Annotated in this window: 24 protein-coding genes; 2 read left to right on the top strand and 22 right to left on the bottom strand. The window is 45.9% G+C overall.

The annotated features are described in order from the left end of the window. Positions 1–4 precede the first annotated feature (4 nt). From ACZ5EJ_RS00990 to ACZ5EJ_RS00980, 3 genes are read right to left on the bottom strand one after another with little or no spacing between them, the layout of a single operon-like run. The gene (locus tag ACZ5EJ_RS00990) at positions 5–454 is read right to left on the bottom strand and encodes a GatB/YqeY domain-containing protein (RefSeq protein WP_011633425.1); all 450 of its coding nucleotides are present in this window, start codon (positions 452–454) and stop codon (positions 5–7) included. Between the two features lie 31 nt (positions 455–485). Continuing rightward, complete coding sequence (gene rpsU, locus ACZ5EJ_RS00985) at positions 486–698, bottom strand: 30S ribosomal protein S21 (protein ID WP_011110871.1); 213 nt, start codon at positions 696–698, stop codon at positions 486–488. Between the two features lie 58 nt (positions 699–756). Then, positions 757–1,002, bottom strand: a complete 246-nt coding sequence (locus ACZ5EJ_RS00980) for a hypothetical protein (protein WP_464557751.1) — start codon at positions 1,000–1,002, stop codon at positions 757–759. Here ACZ5EJ_RS00980 and tsaD point away from each other — a divergent pair. Next, the gene (gene tsaD, locus ACZ5EJ_RS00975; RefSeq protein ID WP_464557274.1) at positions 975–1,991 is read left to right on the top strand and encodes a tRNA (adenosine(37)-N6)-threonylcarbamoyltransferase complex transferase subunit TsaD; all 1,017 of its coding nucleotides are present in this window, start codon (positions 975–977) and stop codon (positions 1,989–1,991) included. The two genes, ACZ5EJ_RS00980 and tsaD, sit on opposite strands and share 28 nt — an antisense overlap. Before the next feature lie 17 nt (positions 1,992–2,008). On the opposite strand, the gene plsY is transcribed toward tsaD, so the two are convergent. Then, on the bottom strand, positions 2,009–2,611 hold the full coding sequence (gene plsY / locus ACZ5EJ_RS00970; RefSeq protein ID WP_074455733.1) for a glycerol-3-phosphate 1-O-acyltransferase PlsY: 603 nt from the start codon (positions 2,609–2,611) through the stop codon (positions 2,009–2,011). An 85-nt stretch (positions 2,612–2,696) separates the two neighbouring features. Between plsY and ACZ5EJ_RS00965 the strand changes: the two genes are divergently transcribed. Next, positions 2,697–3,050, top strand: a complete 354-nt coding sequence (locus tag ACZ5EJ_RS00965; RefSeq protein WP_074455734.1) for a dihydroneopterin aldolase — start codon at positions 2,697–2,699, stop codon at positions 3,048–3,050. Here ACZ5EJ_RS00965 and queC read toward each other — a convergent pair whose 3' ends face one another. The 18 genes from queC to atpG all read right to left on the bottom strand — a co-directional run bounded on the left by queC (position 3,051) and on the right by atpG (position 19,026). Next, positions 3,051–3,731, bottom strand: a complete 681-nt coding sequence (gene queC, locus ACZ5EJ_RS00960; protein ID WP_074455735.1) for a 7-cyano-7-deazaguanine synthase QueC — start codon at positions 3,729–3,731, stop codon at positions 3,051–3,053. It abuts the gene before it with no gap. A gap of 21 nt (positions 3,732–3,752) precedes the next feature. Then, on the bottom strand, positions 3,753–4,388 hold the full coding sequence (gene queE, locus ACZ5EJ_RS00955; RefSeq protein WP_011633420.1) for a 7-carboxy-7-deazaguanine synthase QueE: 636 nt from the start codon (positions 4,386–4,388) through the stop codon (positions 3,753–3,755). 101 nt (positions 4,389–4,489) lie between these two features. Then, positions 4,490–5,311, bottom strand: a complete 822-nt coding sequence (gene ybgF, locus ACZ5EJ_RS00950; protein WP_074455736.1) for a tol-pal system protein YbgF — start codon at positions 5,309–5,311, stop codon at positions 4,490–4,492. Next, on the bottom strand, positions 5,311–5,832 hold the full coding sequence (gene pal, locus ACZ5EJ_RS00945) for a peptidoglycan-associated lipoprotein Pal (RefSeq protein WP_011633418.1): 522 nt from the start codon (positions 5,830–5,832) through the stop codon (positions 5,311–5,313). The genes ybgF and pal overlap by 1 nt, the downstream gene beginning before the upstream one ends. A 62-nt stretch (positions 5,833–5,894) precedes the next feature. Continuing rightward, positions 5,895–7,166 carry a Tol-Pal system beta propeller repeat protein TolB gene (gene tolB, locus ACZ5EJ_RS00940; protein WP_464557273.1) on the bottom strand — a complete coding sequence of 424 codons (1,272 nt, stop codon included), beginning with the start codon at positions 7,164–7,166 and terminating at the stop codon, positions 5,895–5,897. 38 nt (positions 7,167–7,204) lie between these two features. Beyond that, positions 7,205–8,119: a cell envelope integrity protein TolA gene (gene tolA / locus ACZ5EJ_RS00935; RefSeq protein WP_074455738.1), complete on the bottom strand. Its 915-nt coding sequence runs from the start codon at positions 8,117–8,119 to the stop codon at positions 7,205–7,207. A gap of 19 nt (positions 8,120–8,138) precedes the next feature. Next, positions 8,139–8,555, bottom strand: a complete 417-nt coding sequence (tolR, locus tag ACZ5EJ_RS00930) for a protein TolR (protein ID WP_176752576.1) — start codon at positions 8,553–8,555, stop codon at positions 8,139–8,141. Continuing rightward, positions 8,552–9,256 (bottom strand): protein TolQ, encoded by a 705-nt coding sequence (gene tolQ, locus ACZ5EJ_RS00925; protein WP_011633414.1) that lies wholly within the window; start codon positions 9,254–9,256, stop codon positions 8,552–8,554. The genes tolR and tolQ overlap by 4 nt, the downstream gene beginning before the upstream one ends. After that, positions 9,249–9,662: a tol-pal system-associated acyl-CoA thioesterase gene (gene ybgC / locus ACZ5EJ_RS00920; RefSeq protein WP_074455739.1), complete on the bottom strand. Its 414-nt coding sequence runs from the start codon at positions 9,660–9,662 to the stop codon at positions 9,249–9,251. Before ybgC ends, tolQ begins: the two co-directional genes overlap by 8 nt. A 60-nt stretch (positions 9,663–9,722) precedes the next feature. After that, on the bottom strand, positions 9,723–10,763 hold the full coding sequence (ruvB, locus tag ACZ5EJ_RS00915) for a Holliday junction branch migration DNA helicase RuvB (RefSeq protein ID WP_074455740.1): 1,041 nt from the start codon (positions 10,761–10,763) through the stop codon (positions 9,723–9,725). Positions 10,764–10,781: 18 nt separating this feature from the next. Beyond that, the gene (gene ruvA / locus ACZ5EJ_RS00910; protein ID WP_011633411.1) at positions 10,782–11,366 is read right to left on the bottom strand and encodes a Holliday junction branch migration protein RuvA; all 585 of its coding nucleotides are present in this window, start codon (positions 11,364–11,366) and stop codon (positions 10,782–10,784) included. Next, complete coding sequence (ruvC, locus tag ACZ5EJ_RS00905) at positions 11,363–11,899, bottom strand: crossover junction endodeoxyribonuclease RuvC (protein WP_074455741.1); 537 nt, start codon at positions 11,897–11,899, stop codon at positions 11,363–11,365. The genes ruvA and ruvC overlap by 4 nt, the downstream gene beginning before the upstream one ends. Positions 11,900–11,901: 2 nt before the next feature. Then, positions 11,902–12,627, bottom strand: coding sequence for a YebC/PmpR family DNA-binding transcriptional regulator (locus ACZ5EJ_RS00900; protein WP_011633409.1), 726 nt, complete (start codon positions 12,625–12,627; stop codon positions 11,902–11,904). A gap of 142 nt (positions 12,628–12,769) precedes the next feature. Continuing rightward, entirely contained in the window at positions 12,770–14,617 is a 1,848-nt protein-coding gene (glmS, locus tag ACZ5EJ_RS00895) for a glutamine--fructose-6-phosphate transaminase (isomerizing) (RefSeq protein ID WP_074455742.1), read from the bottom strand. Positions 14,618–14,656: 39 nt separating this feature from the next. Next, complete coding sequence (gene glmU, locus ACZ5EJ_RS00890; protein WP_176752577.1) at positions 14,657–16,033, bottom strand: bifunctional UDP-N-acetylglucosamine diphosphorylase/glucosamine-1-phosphate N-acetyltransferase GlmU; 1,377 nt, start codon at positions 16,031–16,033, stop codon at positions 14,657–14,659. Between the two features lie 247 nt (positions 16,034–16,280). Beyond that, positions 16,281–16,703 (bottom strand): F0F1 ATP synthase subunit epsilon, encoded by a 423-nt coding sequence (locus ACZ5EJ_RS00885; protein WP_011633406.1) that lies wholly within the window; start codon positions 16,701–16,703, stop codon positions 16,281–16,283. A 25-nt stretch (positions 16,704–16,728) separates the two neighbouring features. Beyond that, positions 16,729–18,111, bottom strand: coding sequence for a F0F1 ATP synthase subunit beta (gene atpD / locus ACZ5EJ_RS00880; RefSeq protein ID WP_074455743.1), 1,383 nt, complete (start codon positions 18,109–18,111; stop codon positions 16,729–16,731). 30 nt (positions 18,112–18,141) lie between these two features. Further along, complete coding sequence (atpG, locus tag ACZ5EJ_RS00875) at positions 18,142–19,026, bottom strand: F0F1 ATP synthase subunit gamma (protein ID WP_074455744.1); 885 nt, start codon at positions 19,024–19,026, stop codon at positions 18,142–18,144. Between the last annotated feature and the right edge of the window lies 1 nt (position 19,027).

The raw sequence follows: 19,027 nt of genomic DNA, 5'->3' as shown, positions 1-19,027 counted from the left end.
CAACTTAATTTGATGCGATTTTTTCCTTTACCAGCTGAGATACCCTTCCCATATCTGCCCGACCTGCAAGCCTTGACTTAAGCAGCGCTATGATCTGCCCAATTTTTGGTGACCCACTTTCTCCAAGTGAAGTAATCACTTCGTTTATCATAGCATCCAGCTCAGCATCACTTAGTGCTACAGGCATATACACCTGTAGAACCTCTACCTCAAATTTTTCGATATCCGCCAAATCTTGACGCTGTGCCGCTTCATATTGCGAAATGGAATCCCGACGCTGCTTAAGCATTTTCTCTATCACAGCAACTACGGCACCATCGTCCAGCTCAATCCGCTCATCAACTTCTTTTTGTTTTAAGGCAGCTTGCAGCAAACGTAACGCATCTCGACGCTGCACGTCCCCTGCACGCATTGCCGACTTCATATCCTCGGTTATTTTTTGCCTTAATTTCATTAAATGATGAAACCCAGGAAAACAAATGGAATCAATACAATTTGGGTGGCAACATCTGACTACGTAACCGTTTATAGGTACGTTTTACTGCCGCAGCATGTTTACGCTTACGCACCGCTGTGGGTTTTTCATAAAATTCCCGTGCGCGTAACTCGGTCAGTAAACCTGTTTTTTCAATAGAACGTTTAAAACGCCGCATTGCAATTTCAAATGGCTCATTTTCCTTGACTTTAACAGTAGTCATAAAGTAATAATTCCTTTCGGTCTCCTTTGATTGTTTTCCATATCACACAAAGCAAACGTTAATCGATTTGCCCTGCAGTTAAAACTAAGTTATAAACCTGACTGATTCCTTGTTTGAATAATGAAGCAACGCAAGTTCGCTCCAAACCAGCCTGCTTTTTCCAAAGCCTGTTTGCCCAACCAGCCTCGAAAAATCCCGCTAGTTTAACATCAATCATTTTTTTTCCAAAAGAAAGTTTGATCACTACAAAAAATATTTCCCACCAAAAATCCCAAAATGCTCGTATTAGGTATTGAAACTTCATGCGATGAAACAGGCGTGGCACTCTATGACACCCGTCGAAAATTGCTTGGCCACGCTCTGTACTCTCAAGTTGACATGCATCGTGATTATGGTGGTGTTGTGCCGGAACTCGCATCACGTGATCATATCCGTCGGGTATTACCCCTTGTCACACAGGTATTAGAACAAACGAATACTTCTCTGGAAACTATTGATGCAATTGCCTATACCCAGGGTCCGGGACTTGCGGGAGCGTTATTGACAGGTGCGAGCATTAGCAATGCACTAGCTTTTGCACGCAACATCCCTGTATTGAACATCCATCATCTTGAAGGCCATCTTCTTTCCCCACTTTTATCTGATCCGGCGCCTGATTTTCCGTTTGTGGCGCTGCTTGTATCCGGAGGACACACTCAATTAATGCACGTAAAAGGCATCGGGCAATACAAGCTATTAGGTGAAACGGTGGATGATGCTGCAGGAGAAGCATTTGATAAAACTGCAAAACTATTGGGCTTGGATTATCCGGGTGGAAAATTGCTCGCAGACCTGGCAACCCAGGGCCAACCAGGAAGATTTAAACTCCCACGCCCCATGCTTAACAGTGACGATCTGAATTTCAGTTTTAGTGGATTAAAAACAGCCGCAGCTTTACTCATTAATAAACAAAAAGCAAATACCCAAACCCGTGCCGACATCGCGCTTGCTTTTGAAGATGCGGTTACTGACGTACTGGTAAAAAAATCTATCGCTGCTTTAAAAATTACCAGACTGCAACAACTGGTCGTAGCCGGCGGTGTAGGCGCAAATAACCGTTTACGCCAAAAACTGCGACATCATCTGGTAGGAACGGGTATTGCCGTCTTCTTTCCTGAGCTAGAATTTTGTACTGATAATGGTGCAATGATCGCCTTAGCCGGCGCATTACGCTTGCAGCAGCTCAACGAAAAACCACCTGGATCAGATGGCAGCTTTACCATCAAGGCTCGCTGGAACCTGGAAGATTTATGAGAATATGCAGCTTGAAATTAGCTACTTTTGCCTATCCTTGTTTCCTTGCCGGCGATCAAGTTAGCAATATTCGATTGATGCTTTAATATCAATAGTATGGATATGATAAGCACAGTTATTGTCAGCATTTCTTTCTGCAATAAAAAATAAGTGTACAACGGTGCAAGCAGAGCTGACAATAAGGCAGACAATGAAGAAATACGTGAAACCAATGCAACGATTATCCAAGTTAATATAGCAAGAATACCTAACCACAGATTTAATCCTAACAGTATGCCTGCCGATGTGGCAACGCCTTTTCCACCCTTAAACGCAAGAAAAATCGGAAATAAATGTCCCAGAAATACTGCAAGTGCTGCGCTGGCAATAACCTCATTACCTAATCCCAGAACATTACCTAAATATTTAGCGACCACAACCGCTACCCAGCCTTTACCCGCATCTCCCAATAATGTTACTGCCGCTGCCGCTTTCTTACCGGTACGCAATACATTCGTTGCTCCGGGATTACCAGAACCGTAACTACGCGGATCCGGAAGCTTGAATAACCAGCTTGCAACAACAGCAAAAGAAATTGAGCCTAGCAAGTAGGCAGAAAAAATCAGAATCACCGTAATCATCAAAACTTTTATATTCCAATAAATAAACTAAAATTGTGCAACCCGGGTATTACCCGTAACCCCCAAACCAACCCGGAGTCTGTCCATGGATATTATCTTTCTCAAAGAATTCAGAATAAAAACCTTGATTGGCATTTATCCGTGGGAAAAAAAAATTCCGCAGACCATCGAATTAAACCTTGAGATTGCTTTGCCCTCTCAACAGGCTAGCAAGACTGATCATATTGAAGATACGCTGGATTACTCACAAGTCGCGTATAAAATTAATTCAATGCTCGATCAGCAACATTTTTCTTTACTTGAAACGCTCACAGAAAATATTGCTCAGATGATTCTTAACGAATTTGGCTCACCCTGGGTAAAAGTCAGTGCAGCAAAACTGGATGTTATTCAAGGGGTGAAACAGCTTGGTATCTGCATCGAGCGCAGTCGATTGTAATCATCGTTTGTCCTGGTAGTATGTTGGGTCGGGAATATTTGCCGTTGCAAAACCAGCTCGGCGGATATGGCACGCATCACACTGACCGCAAGCCCACCCGCTTGCATCTGCCTGGTAACAGGAAACAGTCATACTGTAATCTATTCCAAGCTCCAGGCCGCGACGAATGATGTCATGTTTGGGCAGATTAATTAAAGGAGCATGCACCTTTAGAAGATTGCCTTCTCTTCCTGCTTTTGTGGCCAGATTCGCCATTTTCTCAAAAGCATCAATATAATCCGGCCGGCAATCAGGATATCCAGAATAATCAACAGCTGTTACACCGATGAAAATATCCTGGCTGCCCAGCACCTCCGCCCATGCCAGCGCCAGCGACAACATAATGGTGTTTCGGGCCGGAACATAAGTGGCTGGAATTCCTCGATTGGTGCCATGTATCGGAACAGTAACAGAAGGATCGGTCAGCGCAGAGCTGGCCAGAACAGTCAAATCCAGCTTGAGAAACTGATGTTCACAAACCTGGAGTGATTGACCAATTCGCGTTGCAGCAGCTAGCTCGGCAGCATGACGCTGACCATAATCAACACTGAGTGCGTAACAGGCAAACCCATTTCCCCTGGCAATAGCAAGTGTTGTAGTGGAATCCAGCCCTCCTGATAACAGCACAACTGCTTTTTTCATGAATCAAACCCGTCTACTGTTTTATCGCCCGACACACTCCCCCCAGAGCAACTTATGTAGCTGGAATTGCAAACGAACCGGCAATCTATCTTGTAATATCCAAGCCGCCAGCGCTGCGGGATCAAGCTGGTTATAAACCGGGGAGAACAAAACCGGGCAGATGTTAGCTAACTCCAGCGTCAGGAGTTTTTGCATCGCCCAGTTATAATCAGTCCGATCACACAATACAAATTTTATTTCATCATGAGCAGTCAGGCAGTCGAGGTTATTCCAGTAATTTTTTTCCATCTCACCAGAACCTGGTGTTTTGATATCCAGAATTCTCGATACACGCGTATCTACTCGTGAAATATCCAGTGCTCCGCTGGTTTCAAGAGAAACGGAATATCCTCGATCACACAAAGCTGTCAGCAGAGTCAGGCTGTCGGCTTGAGCTAACGGCTCCCCTCCCGTAACAGTGACATAATGCGGAGAAAACGAAGCCACTTTGCGCATGATTTCACTGATATCCATACTTTCGCCACCAGAAAATGCGTAGCTGGTATCGCAATATCCACAACGTAACGGGCAGCCGGTCAGGCGGATAAATACCGTGGGCAATCCCATCCGGCTTGTTTCCCCCTGAAGCGAATAGAAAATTTCCGTAACTCGTAACATCGGATCCTAACGGGACTGGAACATTCCCTCTGCTTGCCAAAAGGAATTTAAAAATGAGTAGAACAAGTTGTGCTAAATTTTAGCAACATAGACAGTCAAGTCTATTTGAGAGATCCCAAACGACGCTTAGCCTTTTCTGCCGCCTCAGTACCAGGGTAGTTCGTAATGAGATTTACCAATGTTTTTCTGGCAGCAGCTTTTTGACCGATTTCAACCTGACTGCTTGCCATATTAAGAAGCCCATCCGGTACTTTGGGACTATCAGGATACGTTTCAATCAATCGCTGTTGCGCAGCAATCGCTTTGTCAAAATTTCTCATTGCATAATGTGCGTTTCCAATCCAATAAGCTGCGGCAGGTGCCAGAGCAGATTGGGGATGCCGGGACAAGAAACTCTCAAAACTGGCTATCGATCCGGAATAATCACCATCCTTAAACAAAGCATAGGCTGCATCATAGCGATTGCGCTGAGCTGTATCCGGTAATTGCAGAATCACAGACGCTTTGAGAGGTGTAGTATTTTTTATATCAGCAGCTGGCGGTTCTGATGCCGGGACAGAGATTTCGGAGTCCGGCACAGAGACGCTCGCTGAACCAGGCTCAATCTGACGCAGTCGGTTATCAAGGTCCAGATAGAAATCCTTTTGTTGCTTGCGCAATGACCGATTCTCATCCTCAAGTACCTCTATCTTCCCCCGTAGTTTTCCCATTTCTTCCTTGAGGGCTTCTGCCTGAGAATGCAATTCGATTAGAGATTGGCCCATAAAAACTTCTTCCGTACGCTGCATGCGCGCTTCCATTTCCAATACCTTTGCGCGCAGCGCATCCAACTGTTCACGGGTTTCAGAATCACCAAACAGTGCAGCCTGTGCAACGCTACAACCAAGAAGCAAAAGTAACGGCAAGAAAGCGCGCAAAAACATTAATACTCTCCTTGATAGAGAATATCAGTACGTCGGTTCTCAGCCCAGGATGACTCATCACTCCCCAGAGCACGCGGTTTTTCTTCACCCAGGCTGACAGCTTCAACCTGTTGATCACGGGCACCGGATAGCAGTAGGATATCCTTCACACTGTTGGCTCGGCGTTGCCCAAGTGCAAGGTTATATTCCCGACTGCCACGTTCATCAGTATTGCCTTGCAGTAACACCTGTGCGTTCAGGTTGTCACGCAAATAGGCAGCGTGCGCAAGAACCAGGTCGCGGTACTCGCCCTTTACTGTATAGCTGTCAAAATCAAAGTAAACACTACGCCGGGATAATATGTTGTTCGGGTCCTGTAAAGGATTCATCCCAAATCTATCTGATCCGGTACCGCTTCGCATACCCTCACTTTCTCCTCCCCTGCTATACGAATGATCCTCAATATCAGAAGTTTGTTGTGCATTATCGCTAGCGCAAGCTGACAGCAGGCTAATCGCCAGCACTGCTAAAAATTTTTTCATTTCTCACCATAAATAAATAAATAAATAAATAACCCACATCCAGTGAGCGTTTCTTATCCACATTACCGCTGTTTCAGCAACGGCCCCCAAACCGCTTCCCGGACATCACCCGCTTCCTGCGAAAATCGACTTCTCGTCTGGCCATCACTGGAAACGATGGATAATATACCACGCCCACTCACTTCCGTCGTGTACAGAACCATGCGGCTATTGGGGGAAAAACTGGGAGATTCATCAAAACTGGAATCCGTTAGTAATTGCATCTGGCGAGTCGATAAATCCTGTACAGCAACGCTGAATCGGCCAGAATTTCTGTGGATATAGACAAACCGTTTTCCATCCGAGCTATAACGCGGACTGACATTGTAATCTCCTTCAAAGGTCAACCTCTCGGCAGCACCGCCAGATACCGGCATACGATATATCTGCGGACTTCCTCCTCTGTCAGAAGTAAATATCAGCCATTTTCCATCCGGTGAAAAACTGGGCTCTGTATCTATCCCCGGGCTTTGTGAAATCCTCTGCAGTCCACTACCATCCGCATTGATCAGATAAATCTGTGATCCACCATGCAATGTCAAAACCACTGCCAATTTTCCACCATCAGGCGACCAGGCCGGGGCACTGTTACTTCCTTTGAAATTTGCTACCACCTTACGTTCACGGGTTGCCAGCGCCTGCACATAAACCACTGGTTTTTTCTTTTCAAAGGAAGTGTAAGCAATTTTGCTGCCATCTGGCGACCAAGCCGGGGAGATGATCGGCTCGGTATACTCGATCAGTGAACGTGCATTGAACCCATCATAATCTGACACTTGCAATGCATAGCGGCTTCCCTGTTTTCTGACGAAGGCAATCCTCGTGCTGAAGACACCAGGTTCATTTGTCAGTGCTTCATATACAATATCCGCAATACGATGAGCAAAGGCACGCAGCTGTTCGATCGTAACGGTACCGCTAAATCCAGTCAGTTGAACCTGTTTGGCAACATCCAGCAAGCGAAACTGGATATCCACCCGCCCGTCCGGCAACATTGATGTGCTGCCGATAACCAGCGCACTCGCACCTCGCCCCAGCCAATCGACATAGCTCACTGGCTCTTGCGAGGTTAACCCCAACGGATCAACCAGTTTAAATATCCCGCTGCGCTCCAGATCAGCCGATACAATCACCGAAATATCCTGGGGAAGCTCTTTTCCGCCATTAAACGGAGCTATGGCAATCGGCATCCTGTTAGCCCCACCACCAAAGATCTCAATATTAAGAGCAGCTTGTAGCGGTGTATTTATCCATAACAACAAAAACACACCAGTACAATACAAAAAATTACGCATATGAATCACCATGCCATGTTGTAGAGGTAGGTCAAAAACTATTCACGATAATAAACAGTAATATTTAAATTACGAAACTCATTAAACAATCCGGGATCCGGGGGCAAAGGCAAGGGCTTCGCTAGATAAATCGCCCTTTCCACTGCCTCATCAAAAGCAGTATAACTACTTGATTTGCGCAAAGTGACTGTCAGCACATCTCCTCCCGGTAGCAGGGTCACCATAAACTCAACTGCAGGGTTCCCCGGAAGATCCGGCGGCATGATAATCCGGCTACGAATCTTGGCCTGAATCATGGCTTTGTATTTTTCGATTTCACCCAGCGCTCTGGCTTGGGCTGCCTTTGCTGCAGCCATCTGCTGTTCACGCTGCCGAGCCCGATTTTGTGCTTCAGCCTGCTGCCGAGCGTCATCCTTTTTCTCGGCTTTCTGTTCAACTTTTTTGATAGATTCAGTTTTGGGTGCCTCTTTCTTAACCGACTCTGGTTTCTTTACCTCTTCCTTGGATGCTGGTTTCTCTACCGATTTCTTGGCTGGTTCTTCTTTTGACACTTCCTTTTTCACCGGTTCCAGTTTTTTCACTTCCTCTTTAGGTTGTAGTTTTTCCGTTTTATCCTTAAGTGCAATCTCGGGTTTAAGTGCAATCTCGGGTTTACGCACCGGAGGGGGTGTCGCCTTGATCACCGGCTGAGGCTGGGTTTGAGCTTTTTGTTGTGGCCGGGATTGCAGCTTAGCTGGTTCGGTCTGGGATGTTACTTGCGCAACAGGTGATATAGGCTTGATCGGACGTTGAGGCAGATCTGCCCATAAATCAACGGACATCGCTTCAGGTGCTTCATTCTTCCAGTTCAGGCCAAATACCAGCAAAGCGAGAAATGCTGCATGCACCAACAGGGCAAACAATGCCGCACGCAGTTTTCCCGGTTCGCTCTTATTCCCGGGTAGCCAGACCATTGCGCATACACCCCGATAGTTATTTTGACTTGGTTAACAACCCGATTTTACGGATTTGTTGCTGTTGCAACATATCCATTACTTGAATTACCTTTTCGTAACGAACATTTTTATCTGCTGCAATCACGACAGGCTGATTGGTATTCTGTGCCTGCCTGGCCTTGATCAGCTCCACTAGCTGGTTGTGATTCACCTGCTGCTCCCTGTTCGCACCGGCACGATCACGTAACGTGAGATTACCATTTGCGGTAATTGTGACTTCTAAAGGCTCTGCTGGAGGTACAGATGATTTACCGATTTCAGGCAATTCAATTTGGCTGGGCTGGATAAGCGGTGCTGTGATCATAAAAATTATAAGCAGCACTAGCATAACGTCAATATACGGCACAACATTGATTTCATTCATTAATCGGCGTTTACTGCGACGCGGAATCATGAGAAATTTGCCATATCCCGAGGTTTAGCCACACGACGCTGCAAAACGTTGGATACTTCCTCTATAAAACTTTCATAGCGAGTGGCGAGCTGAGCGGTATCACTAGCATAGCGGTTATAGGCAATTACGGCCGGAATCGCTGCAAAAAGCCCCATTGCCGTTGCAATCAGCGCCTCAGCAATACCAGGCGCAACATGCGCGATGGTCGCCTGACCAACATTGGACAGCTCACGAAAGGCATTCATAATCCCCCACACCGTTCCGAACAATCCTACGTACGGACTTACAGATCCTACAGTAGCCAGAAACGATAAATGTGATTCAAGCCTGTCCATTTCCCGCTGGTAAACAGCTCGCATTGCGCCGCGCGTACTGTCCATGATGGGACCGATATCGATCCCCGACTGGTATTTGGTGAATTCACGAAATCCAGCTTCAAAAATACGCTCCATACTACCTGCTGCATGGCGCGCACTGGCCGCTCGCTGATACAGCGCATTCAAATCTGATCCGCGCCAGAATACGCTTTCAAATTCATCGGTTTGCTTGATTTCCTGACGGAGGGTAAATAATTTTCTGAAAATAAACCACCAGGAAATAAATGAAGCCAACAACAATAGCAGCATAACCAGTTGAACCGGGAGGCTTGCACCGCTAATCAGGTGAAGAAATGATAAATCCTGGGTGATGGTTTTACTCATAATGGCCGTTTTCTATTTTTTGACGAAGTGGCACTGGAATACTAATCGGTTTCAACGTATCTGATCCGACACATACTGCATGAACAGTTGCGCTGGCAAGTGTACCTTGTTCACGTAAAATCTGCTGCTGCAACGTTATCCGGCTTCTGCCCATTTCTGTTACCTTCACAGTTATGTCCAGCAAATCGTCTAGTACAGCCGGCTTGAAGTACTCGATACTGAGTGAACGAATAAGAAAAATCATTTTATGTGACCGGATCATGGTATCCACCGTAAACCCCAGATCGCGCAACCACTCGTAACGGGCGCGCTCCATAAAGTTGAGGTAAGATCCGTGATATACAACACCTCCCGTATCAGTATCCTGGTAGTAGACACGCACGGGATAAAAAAAAGCAGCTTTCATTTTTGTAAAAATACTCTTCAGAAAGATATTGAATCTTGGTTTGCGGGTTATTACCGGCTTTCAATCTGGGTTAAACAGACCGAGTGTAGCGGCTTGCTGTAAAGGGATGATATCGAAATGCTGATAAGTCATGGTTGTTGCCATTCGGCCACGAGGCGTACGCTGCAGAAAACCCTGCTGAATAAGATAAGGCTCCAGCACTTCTTCAATCGTGTCACGCTCTTCATTGATAGCCGCAGCAAGATTATCCACTCCTACCGGACCACCGCCAAATTTTTCCAGCACTGCTAGCAGAAGCTTTCTATCCAGTACATCCAGACCAGCAGCATCAACATCCAGCATCTGCAATGCAGCATCTGCTACCTGGCGATCAATACGTCCGTTCGCCCGGACTTCAGCAAAATCACGGACTCTGCGCAGTAATCGATTGGCGATCCGTGGCGTGCCCCGTGACCTGCATGCAATCTCTCTGGCGCCATCGGCAGTAATATCGACATCAAGCAACCCGGCAGAACGGGTAACAATCTTGCTGAGCTCATCGGAAGTATAAAATTCCAGACGGGAAACGATTCCAAAGCGGTCTCTCAGTGGGTTGGTCAACATACCCGCTCGCGTAGTCGCTCCCACTAGAGTAAAACTTGGCAAATCAATCTTGACTGATCTTGCTGCCACTCCCTCGCCGATCATGATATCCAACTGGTAATCCTCCATCGCCGGATACAGGATTTCCTCAACAACGGGAGAAAGCCGGTGAATCTCATCAATGAACAATACATCATTGGCTTCCAGATTGGTCAGCAAAGCGGCCAGATCACCTGCGCGCTCTAGTACTGGGCCGGAAGTATGGCGCAAATTCACACCCATTTCGCGAGCAATAATATGAGCCAGTGTCGTTTTACCCAATCCGGGCGGGCCAAACAGCAGCACATGATCCAGTGCTTCTTGCCTTTGTCTGGCAGCCTCAATAAAAATCTTCAATTGTTCACGGATCTTTTCCTGACCGACATAGTCATCCAGCTGAACAGGACGAAGTGCGCGTTCTATTACTTCTTCTTGGGAAGAAAACGGAGAGGCAGTGATAATCCGATCCGATTCAATCATTTAAGATCAGCCAAAACGTTATTTTACTTTCGACAAAAATTTAAGTGACTGCATAATACCGTCAGATACCGTAACACCTTCCGACAATTGCTCTAATGCCCGGTTAACTTCGCGGCCATTATAGCCCAGTGCTAATAGTGCAGAGAGAATGTCTTTGTCAACGTTAGATGCAGCCGCTCCCGCTTCAGAAAGGATCGCTACTGGATCGATCTTATCGCGCAACTCCAGTAATAAACGCTCCGCCGTCTTCTTTCCAATTCCGGGGATTTTGGTTAGGCGAATACTGTCCTGCGATACCACAGCTTGATGGAGATCTGTGACGCTCAAGCCGGACAAAATCGCCAAACCTGTTCTCGCACCAATACCAGAAATTTTTGTAAGCTGGCGAAAAAGCGCACGTTCCTGCTCCGTCATAAAACCAAACAACAAATGTACATCCTCTCGTACCCAGAAATGGGTATGGAGCGTTACCTTTTTGCCAATATCAGGCAACTTGCAGAAAGTACTCATCGGCACGTCAATTTCATAACCGGTACCTTGTACATCAACCAACACCAGCGGAGGATGTTTTTCAAGCAGCAACCCGGTAATTCTACCAATCACGGACAACCACCTCGTTTCGGATGATTACGCACACTCAGGGCAAGCAAGCCTGTTCCTCCATGAGCATGGCAAATGGCACAGGCCAACGCATCAGCCGCATCCGGGCGAGGGCGTTCTCCCAGCCTCAACAATCGCATCACCATTTCCTGCACCTGCTCTTTCCGGGCATGGCCATTCCCCACTACAGATTGCTTGATTTGCAGAGCAGTATATTCGTATACGGAAAGTTCATGAAGAACTGCTGCGCTAATTGCGGCACCGCGAGCCTGTCCGAGCAACAGCGTCGATTTAGGATTGATATTGACAAAAACCTGCTCTACAGCAACCTGCTCCGGTTGGTGCTGCAAAATAATTTCATTCAGTCCATCAAGGATGGTCTTCAAGCGATCCGGTAAACCGGATTTTTCGGTTACTACGCAGCCACTCCCAAGGTAGGTTAGTTGGCTTCCATTTTTTTCGATAACACCAAAACCTGTTATACGTAAGCCAGGGTCAATCCCCAGTATGCGGATGCTCTTGCCGGAAGGTAACAAGATTAGATGTCTAAGACTGCAGTAGTATAAACATCCTGTACATCGTCTATATCTTCCAGAGCATCCAACAGCTTCTGCATTTTGGCTGCATCATCACCCTGCAGCAAGATTTCGTTTTCCGGTTTCCAGGTTACCTCAGCCAGTTCAGCCTTAAAAGCAGCCTTTTCCAGCTCGTCTCTGACTGCTACAAATGTATCCGGACTGGTAATAACTTCCAGACTGCCGTCATCATTATCGATAACATCTTCCGCACCTGCATTGAGCGCAACTTCCAGTAACCGCGCTTCATCAATATCTGGCGCAAATAATAATTGGCCACAATGTGTGAACAAATAAGAGACAGAACCATCCGTTCCCAAGTTGCCACCGTGCTTGGTAAATGCATGACGAACATCCGCCACGGTTCGTGTACGATTATCCGTCATGCAATCAACCATGACAGCAGCCCCGGATACCCCATAGCCTTCGTAGCGAATTTCCTCATAGTTAACGCCTTCAAGCTCACCACACCCGCGCTTGATCGCACGCTCGACATTATCCTTTGGCATGTTATGTCCAAAGGCTTTATCCATCGCCAACCTTAAACGGGGATTACTACCAGGATCTCCGCCACCCAGCCGGGCAGCAACTGTAATTTCCTTAATCAGACGAGTAAAAATCTTTCCTCGTTTTGCATCTTGCGCGGCCTTTTTATGCTTAATATTGGCCCACTTACTATGACCAGCCATTGACTTCCTCTAATCATTGAAAGGCTACAATGCTACCATTCCAGCATCATTGTATAAAGCATGCCGCAGCCGTGTGCCTTGTTGGTCGGGCCAGAGAGTACTTGGATACTTTAATCGCAAGCTGAAAATCAAAGCAGCTCAATTACTCAACCGTAACGGATTTTGCCAGATTTCTGGGTTTATCAACATCGGTACCCTTTTGCAAAGCCACGTGATAAGCCAATAGCTGTAACGGAATAGTATGCAAAATGGGACTAAGTACACCTCCATATTCATCCATGCGAATAATATGCACCCCTTCACTCTCCTCAATACGTGAATCTGCATCTGCAAAGACGTACAACTCTCCTCCGCGTGCACGCACTTCATGCAAATTGGATTTCAGCTTTTCCAGCAACACATCATTCGGAGCTATGGCAACTACAGGCATTCCACTGTCTACAAGCGCAAGAGGGCCGTGCTTGAGCTCACCTGCGGCATAAGCTTCAGCATGAATATACGAAATCTCCTTAAGCTTCAGCGCCCCCTCCAATGCGATTGGGTAGTGTACGCCGCGCCCCAGAAACAGAGCATGGTGTTTCTGGGAAAAATCTCCTGCCCATTTTTTAATTTCCAGCTCACTTTGAAGCGTACGCTGTATCGCAACTGGCAAATGCCGTAATGCGGCAATCATTTTCTGTTCGTCTTCAGTCGGCAATTTGTTGCGTATCTTTGCAAGCACTGCTGTAAACAACAGCAAAACTGCCAGCTGCGTAGTGAAAGCTTTTGTGGAGGCAACTCCAATTTCAGGGCCGGCACGAGTCAGGAAGCGCAGATTAGTTTGCCTAATCAGGGCACTTTCCGGCACGTTACAAATTGCTAAATTGTAGCGATGGCCTAATGATTTAGCATAACTTAGCGCAGCCAGAGTATCCGCAGTTTCACCAGATTGAGAAATACCAATAACCAGCGTAGCTGGATCAGCAATTGGATTGCGATATCGATATTCACTGGCAATCTCGACATTACAAGGAAGTCTTGCAATTGTTTCCAACCAGTATTTTGCAACCAGACCAGCATGATAGCTGGTCCCGCAAGCGAGTATCAATATTCCCCGAGTCTGAGCAAAAATCGTTTGTGCTTCACTGCCAAATAATTGAGGAGACACTGATTGTACATTCAATACCATTTCCAGGGTATTTGCCACAGCAACCGGCTGCTCAAAGATCTCCTTTTGCATAAAATGCGAATATGAACCTAGCTCCACCGCATCCCGCGTCAAGCTGCTCTCAATTACTTCACGAGTGACTTCACAGCCGTTTACTGTATTCAGGCAATTCAAAATACGATATCCATCACTGGACAACTCCGCCACATCTCCTTCTTCAAGATACACAATCCGCTGCGTAATCTGTACCAGTGCAGAGGCATCAGAAGCAGCGTAAAGTCCACCATCATCTATCCCGAGCAAGAGTGGAGCCCCATTTCTGGCAACGACAATGCGATCCTGACGCGCCTCTTCCATAACGGCGATAGCATATGCGCCCTGCAACTCCTCAAGGGAATAGCAGACAGCATCCAGCAAATCATCGGTCTTACGAAGATAAAGCGAAATCAAATGAGCAATTACTTCGGTGTCGGTATCTGACAGAAATTTAAATCCCTCCTGTTCTAAACGTTGCCGGAGAGTTTCGTGATTTTCGATAATACCATTATGTACAACAGCAATTTTTCTTTGATCACCAGAAAAATGCGGGTGAGCATTCCGCTCAGAAGGCGCCCCATGCGTTGCCCAACGAGTATGCGCAATACCGGTAAGTCCTGATGTTCCTCCGGCATGAACCAGCTTGCTCAGCTCAGAAACACGGCCCGTTGTCCGCAATCTATGCAACGTACCATCTGCAACTACGATTCCTGCCGAGTCATAACCACGGTACTCAAGCCTGGATAATCCTTCCAATAAAAATGGTACAACATCATTTTTCGCAATTGCACCTACAATACCGCACATAACCTATCCTCTACTCAGCTCTACCTTGTATAAACAGCATCAATCCTTGTTTTTTTTCGGCCGCTTCCAGTTGGCAATACTTATTTGTTTAATCCTGGATAATGTTAGCTGACCTTCAGGCGTATCACGCGTAATAGTGGATCCAGCGCCAATTGTCGATCCCTTGGCCACCGTTATCGGAGCGATCAACTGCGAATCAGAGCCAATAAACACGTCATCTTCAATGATCGTTTGGTGTTTAAAGGCTCCGTCATAATTACAAGTAATCGTACCAGCACCAATATTCACCCGTCTGCCCATTTCAGTATCACCAATATAGCTGAGGTGATTAACCTTGCTCCCAGAAGCTATATGACTATTTTTAATCTCGACAAAATTTCCAACATGTACAGCGTCGTCGAGTTGTGTCCCCGGTCGGATGCGAGCATAAGGGCCAACACGGCAATTTTTACCTACCTCTGTATCTTCTATCATGCTAAAAGGATGGACAATCGATCCATCCGAGATGGCCACGTTTCTAAGTATGCAGTTTGCGCTAATCTTCACGTTATCACCCAAGCGTACATTACCTTCAAATACGCAGTTGATGTCGATTTCAACATTATGTCCGCAAATCAGCTGGCCGCGCACATCAAAGCGCGCAGGATCAGCAAACATCACCCCCTGCTCCATAAGCCTCTTTGCAACATCCTGCTGATGGGCGCGCTCCAAGGCAGACAATTGAATCTTGTCATTTACACCAACCACTTCCCAATCAGATGCGGGGCTGGAAGTCTCGATTTGGACCCCATCATTAACAGCCATTGCAATAATATCGGTAAGGTAGTATTCGCCCTGAGTATTGGCATTACTTAGCCTATCGAGCCAGCTCTCCAGATACATATTCGGAAGAACCATGATACCCGTGTTAATTTCACGAATTTTCTTCTGCGATGGCAGGGCATCCTGTTCTTCTACAATTGCTTGGACACGATTTGTTTTAGGGTCGCGTATGATACGCCCATAACCGGCAGGGTCATTTAATTCTACAGTCAGCAAAGCCAGGTTATCTTCACATGCTTTATCAATCAGGGATTTGAGTGTATTACTCTTTACTAATGGTACATCACCGAATAAAACCAGCGTAATACCATTCTTCCCCAAGCAAGGCAGAGCTTGCTTTACTGCATGCCCCGTCCCTAACTGCTGTATCTGTTTTACCCAGATAAGATTAGGATCATTACCAACAGTTTGCCGAACCAGCTCTCCGCCATGCCCGTAAATCACACATATTTTTGTAGGAGACAAGGTACGCGCAGTATCTAAAACATGGGATAAAATAGGTTTTCCGGCCAAAGGATGTAAAACCTTGGGTAAAGTTGACCGCATTCTCTTACCCATCCCGGCTGCCAGTATGACAACATCAATTTGTAACACAAGTTAATCCTTACTTGAAATGCTTTGTTTATGGTTATGCAGTCAAAGGCGTATCTGCTAAACCAAGAATTATCTATCACTCTTGCACAATTATCAGTGGCAAACACACGCAAATTAAGTGTACTGGAAAGGGAAAGGATGGAATAAATAAGACAGCTAGCAAAAATGCCTTTTGTTTATAAAAAAGGGCGATTATGAATCGCCCTTTTTTATAAACACACTACCATTGAACACTAATTAGATAACTTTAGTGTCTCCTTTTTCTTAGTTTCCGAATAGCTGCCAGCTGGGCTGTTGCTTCAATTAATTCAGCTTGTGCCCGTGCATATTCAATATCAGAAGTCTTATTTTTCATGATTTCTTCTGCTTTGCGCTTCGCCTCCAAGGCTTTGGCTTCATCTAAGTCCTGCCCCCGCACAGCAGTATCTGCCAGAATTGTTACAACATCGGGCTGTACTTCAAGCATACCACCCGAAACATAAATTTCTTCATCATCTTGAAGTGGTGCCTTTACCCGTACCACACCTGATTTGATACGAGTAAGCATAGGGGTATGCTGAGGATATATTCCTACCTCCCCCATCACTGCCGGAGCAACAATGAATTCTGCAGGTCCGGAATAAATCGATTCTTCTGCACTCACTATATCCAAGTGGAATATCGTACCCATTGATTACCTATAAAATAGATATTTATTATTGGAATGATTTAGCCTTCTCTAGCACTTCTTCAATTCCGCCCACCATATAAAAAGCCTGTTCGGGAATATCATCATACTCACCATTAATAATTCCTTTGAAGCCCTTAATGGTTTCTTTTAATGAAACATATTTCCCGGGTGATCCTGTAAAGACTTCGGCAACAAAAAATGGCTGCGACAGGAATCTTTGTATTTTTCGTGCGCGACTAACCGATAATTTATCTTCTGGTGAAAGCTCATCCATACCTAAAATAGCAATGATGTCACGCAGCTCTTTGTAACGCTGTAATGTCTGCTGAACTTCACGCGCTGTGTTGTAGTGATCTTCGCCAACAACCAGGGGATCTAATTGACGTGAAGTCGAATCGAGTGGATCAACAGCAGGATAAATCCCAAGAGAAGCGATATCCCTCGACAACACTACAGTAGCGTCAAGGTGACCAAACGTCGTTGCCGGAGACGGATCGGTCAAGTCATCAGCCGGTACATATACAGCCTGAATTGACGTAATTGAACCCGTTTTAGAAGAAGTAATTCTTTCCTGTAAACGCCCCATTTCTTCTGCAAGTGTCGGCTGATATCCAACTGCAGATGGCATACGCCCTAATAATGCAGAAACCTCCGTCCCCGCCAGAGTGTAACGATAAATATTGTCTACAAAGAATAAGACATCACGCCCTTCATCGCGAAATGCCTCAGCCATTGTCAAACCTGTTAGCGCAACACGTAAACGGTTTCCGGGTGGCTCGTTCATCTGTCCATAAACTAATGCTACTTTATCCAATACATTGGAATCTTTCATTTCATGATAGAAATCGTTTCCTTCCCGTGTCCTCTCGCCCACACCAGCGAATACCGAGTATCCACTATGCTCAATTGCGATATTACGGATAAGCTCCATCATGTTGACAGTTTTTCCTACACCAGCACCGCCGAAAAGCCCAACCTTGCCTCCCTTGGCAAAAGGACAAATCAAATCAATAACTTTGATTCCAGTTTCCAGCAGCTCCGTCGAGGCTGACAGTTCATCAAAAGCAGGGGCAGTCCGATGAATGGGCATGAATGATTCTGCACCAATTTCTCCCATTTCATCAATGGGCCTACCGAGAACATCCATAATGCGCCCCAGCGTCTTGGTACCAACAGGAACCGATATCTGCTTTTGTGTATTGGTAACCATCATCCCTCGCCTCAGACCATCTGACGATCCAAGTGCAATGGTTCTGACAACGCCATCTCCCAACTGCTGCTGTACTTCCAATGTTAACTCCGACCCTTCCATTACCAGAGCGTCATATACTTTTGGTATTCCCTCTGATGCAAATTCTACGTCGATTACCGCGCCAATGCATTGAACGACCTTTCCTTGATGGCTCATCACTTTTCCCTAAATACAAATTTACAATACTTAAACAGCCGCTGCTCCACCGACGATTTCTGAAAGTTCTTTGGTAATAGCTGCCTGACGAGATTTGTTATAAATGAGTGTCAGTTCGTCAATTAGATTACCAGCATTATCGGAGGCTGCTTTCATAGCAACCATCCTTGCTGATTGCTCGGAAGCCATATTTTCAGCAACTGCCTGATATACGAGTGCCTCTATATACCTGATCATAATATCGTCAATAACAGGTTTAGCTTCAGGTTCATAAATATAATCCCATGGAGCGCGAGCAGGCTTGGCTTCATTACTATCATCCCTCATATGCTCGTCAGTCAGCGGGAGAAGTTGCTCCATAACCGGTATTTGTTTCATAGTGTTGACAAAACGGTTATAGAAAATATATACCCTGTCAAAATGGTCAGTAGTATAAGCATCCAAGACAACCTTAACTGCGCCTATCAATTTTTCCATATTAGGTGCATCACCTAAACCAGTAACCTGTGAAATCACCTGGACACCGAGACGACTCATGAATCCCAAACCTTTGTTACCTATGCAGCAAACTTCTATTTGCTCGCCTTCGGCTCCCCAAACTCGTATTTCATTGAGAGCTCTACGTAATACATTAGTATTCAGCCCGCCACATAACCCTTTATCTGATGTCACAACAATAATTCCTACTCTTTTAACAGAATTACGGTCAATCAGAAAAGGGTGACGATACTCAACACTCGCCTTGCTCATATGTGCGGCCACATTACGAATCTTTTCGCCATAAGGACGCGCCTTTTTCATGCGATCCTGTGCTTTTCTCATCTTGGAGGCAGCAACCATTTCCATCGCACGCGTAATCTTTTGCGTATTTTTAATACTCTTGATTTTGTTTCGTATTTCTCTGCTGCTTGCCATG

The organism is Nitrosomonas sp. TNE100, from assembly GCF_055387135.1.
The sequence above is the reverse complement of the archived record's forward strand: the minus strand, read 5'-3'. Positions and strand labels throughout refer to the sequence as shown.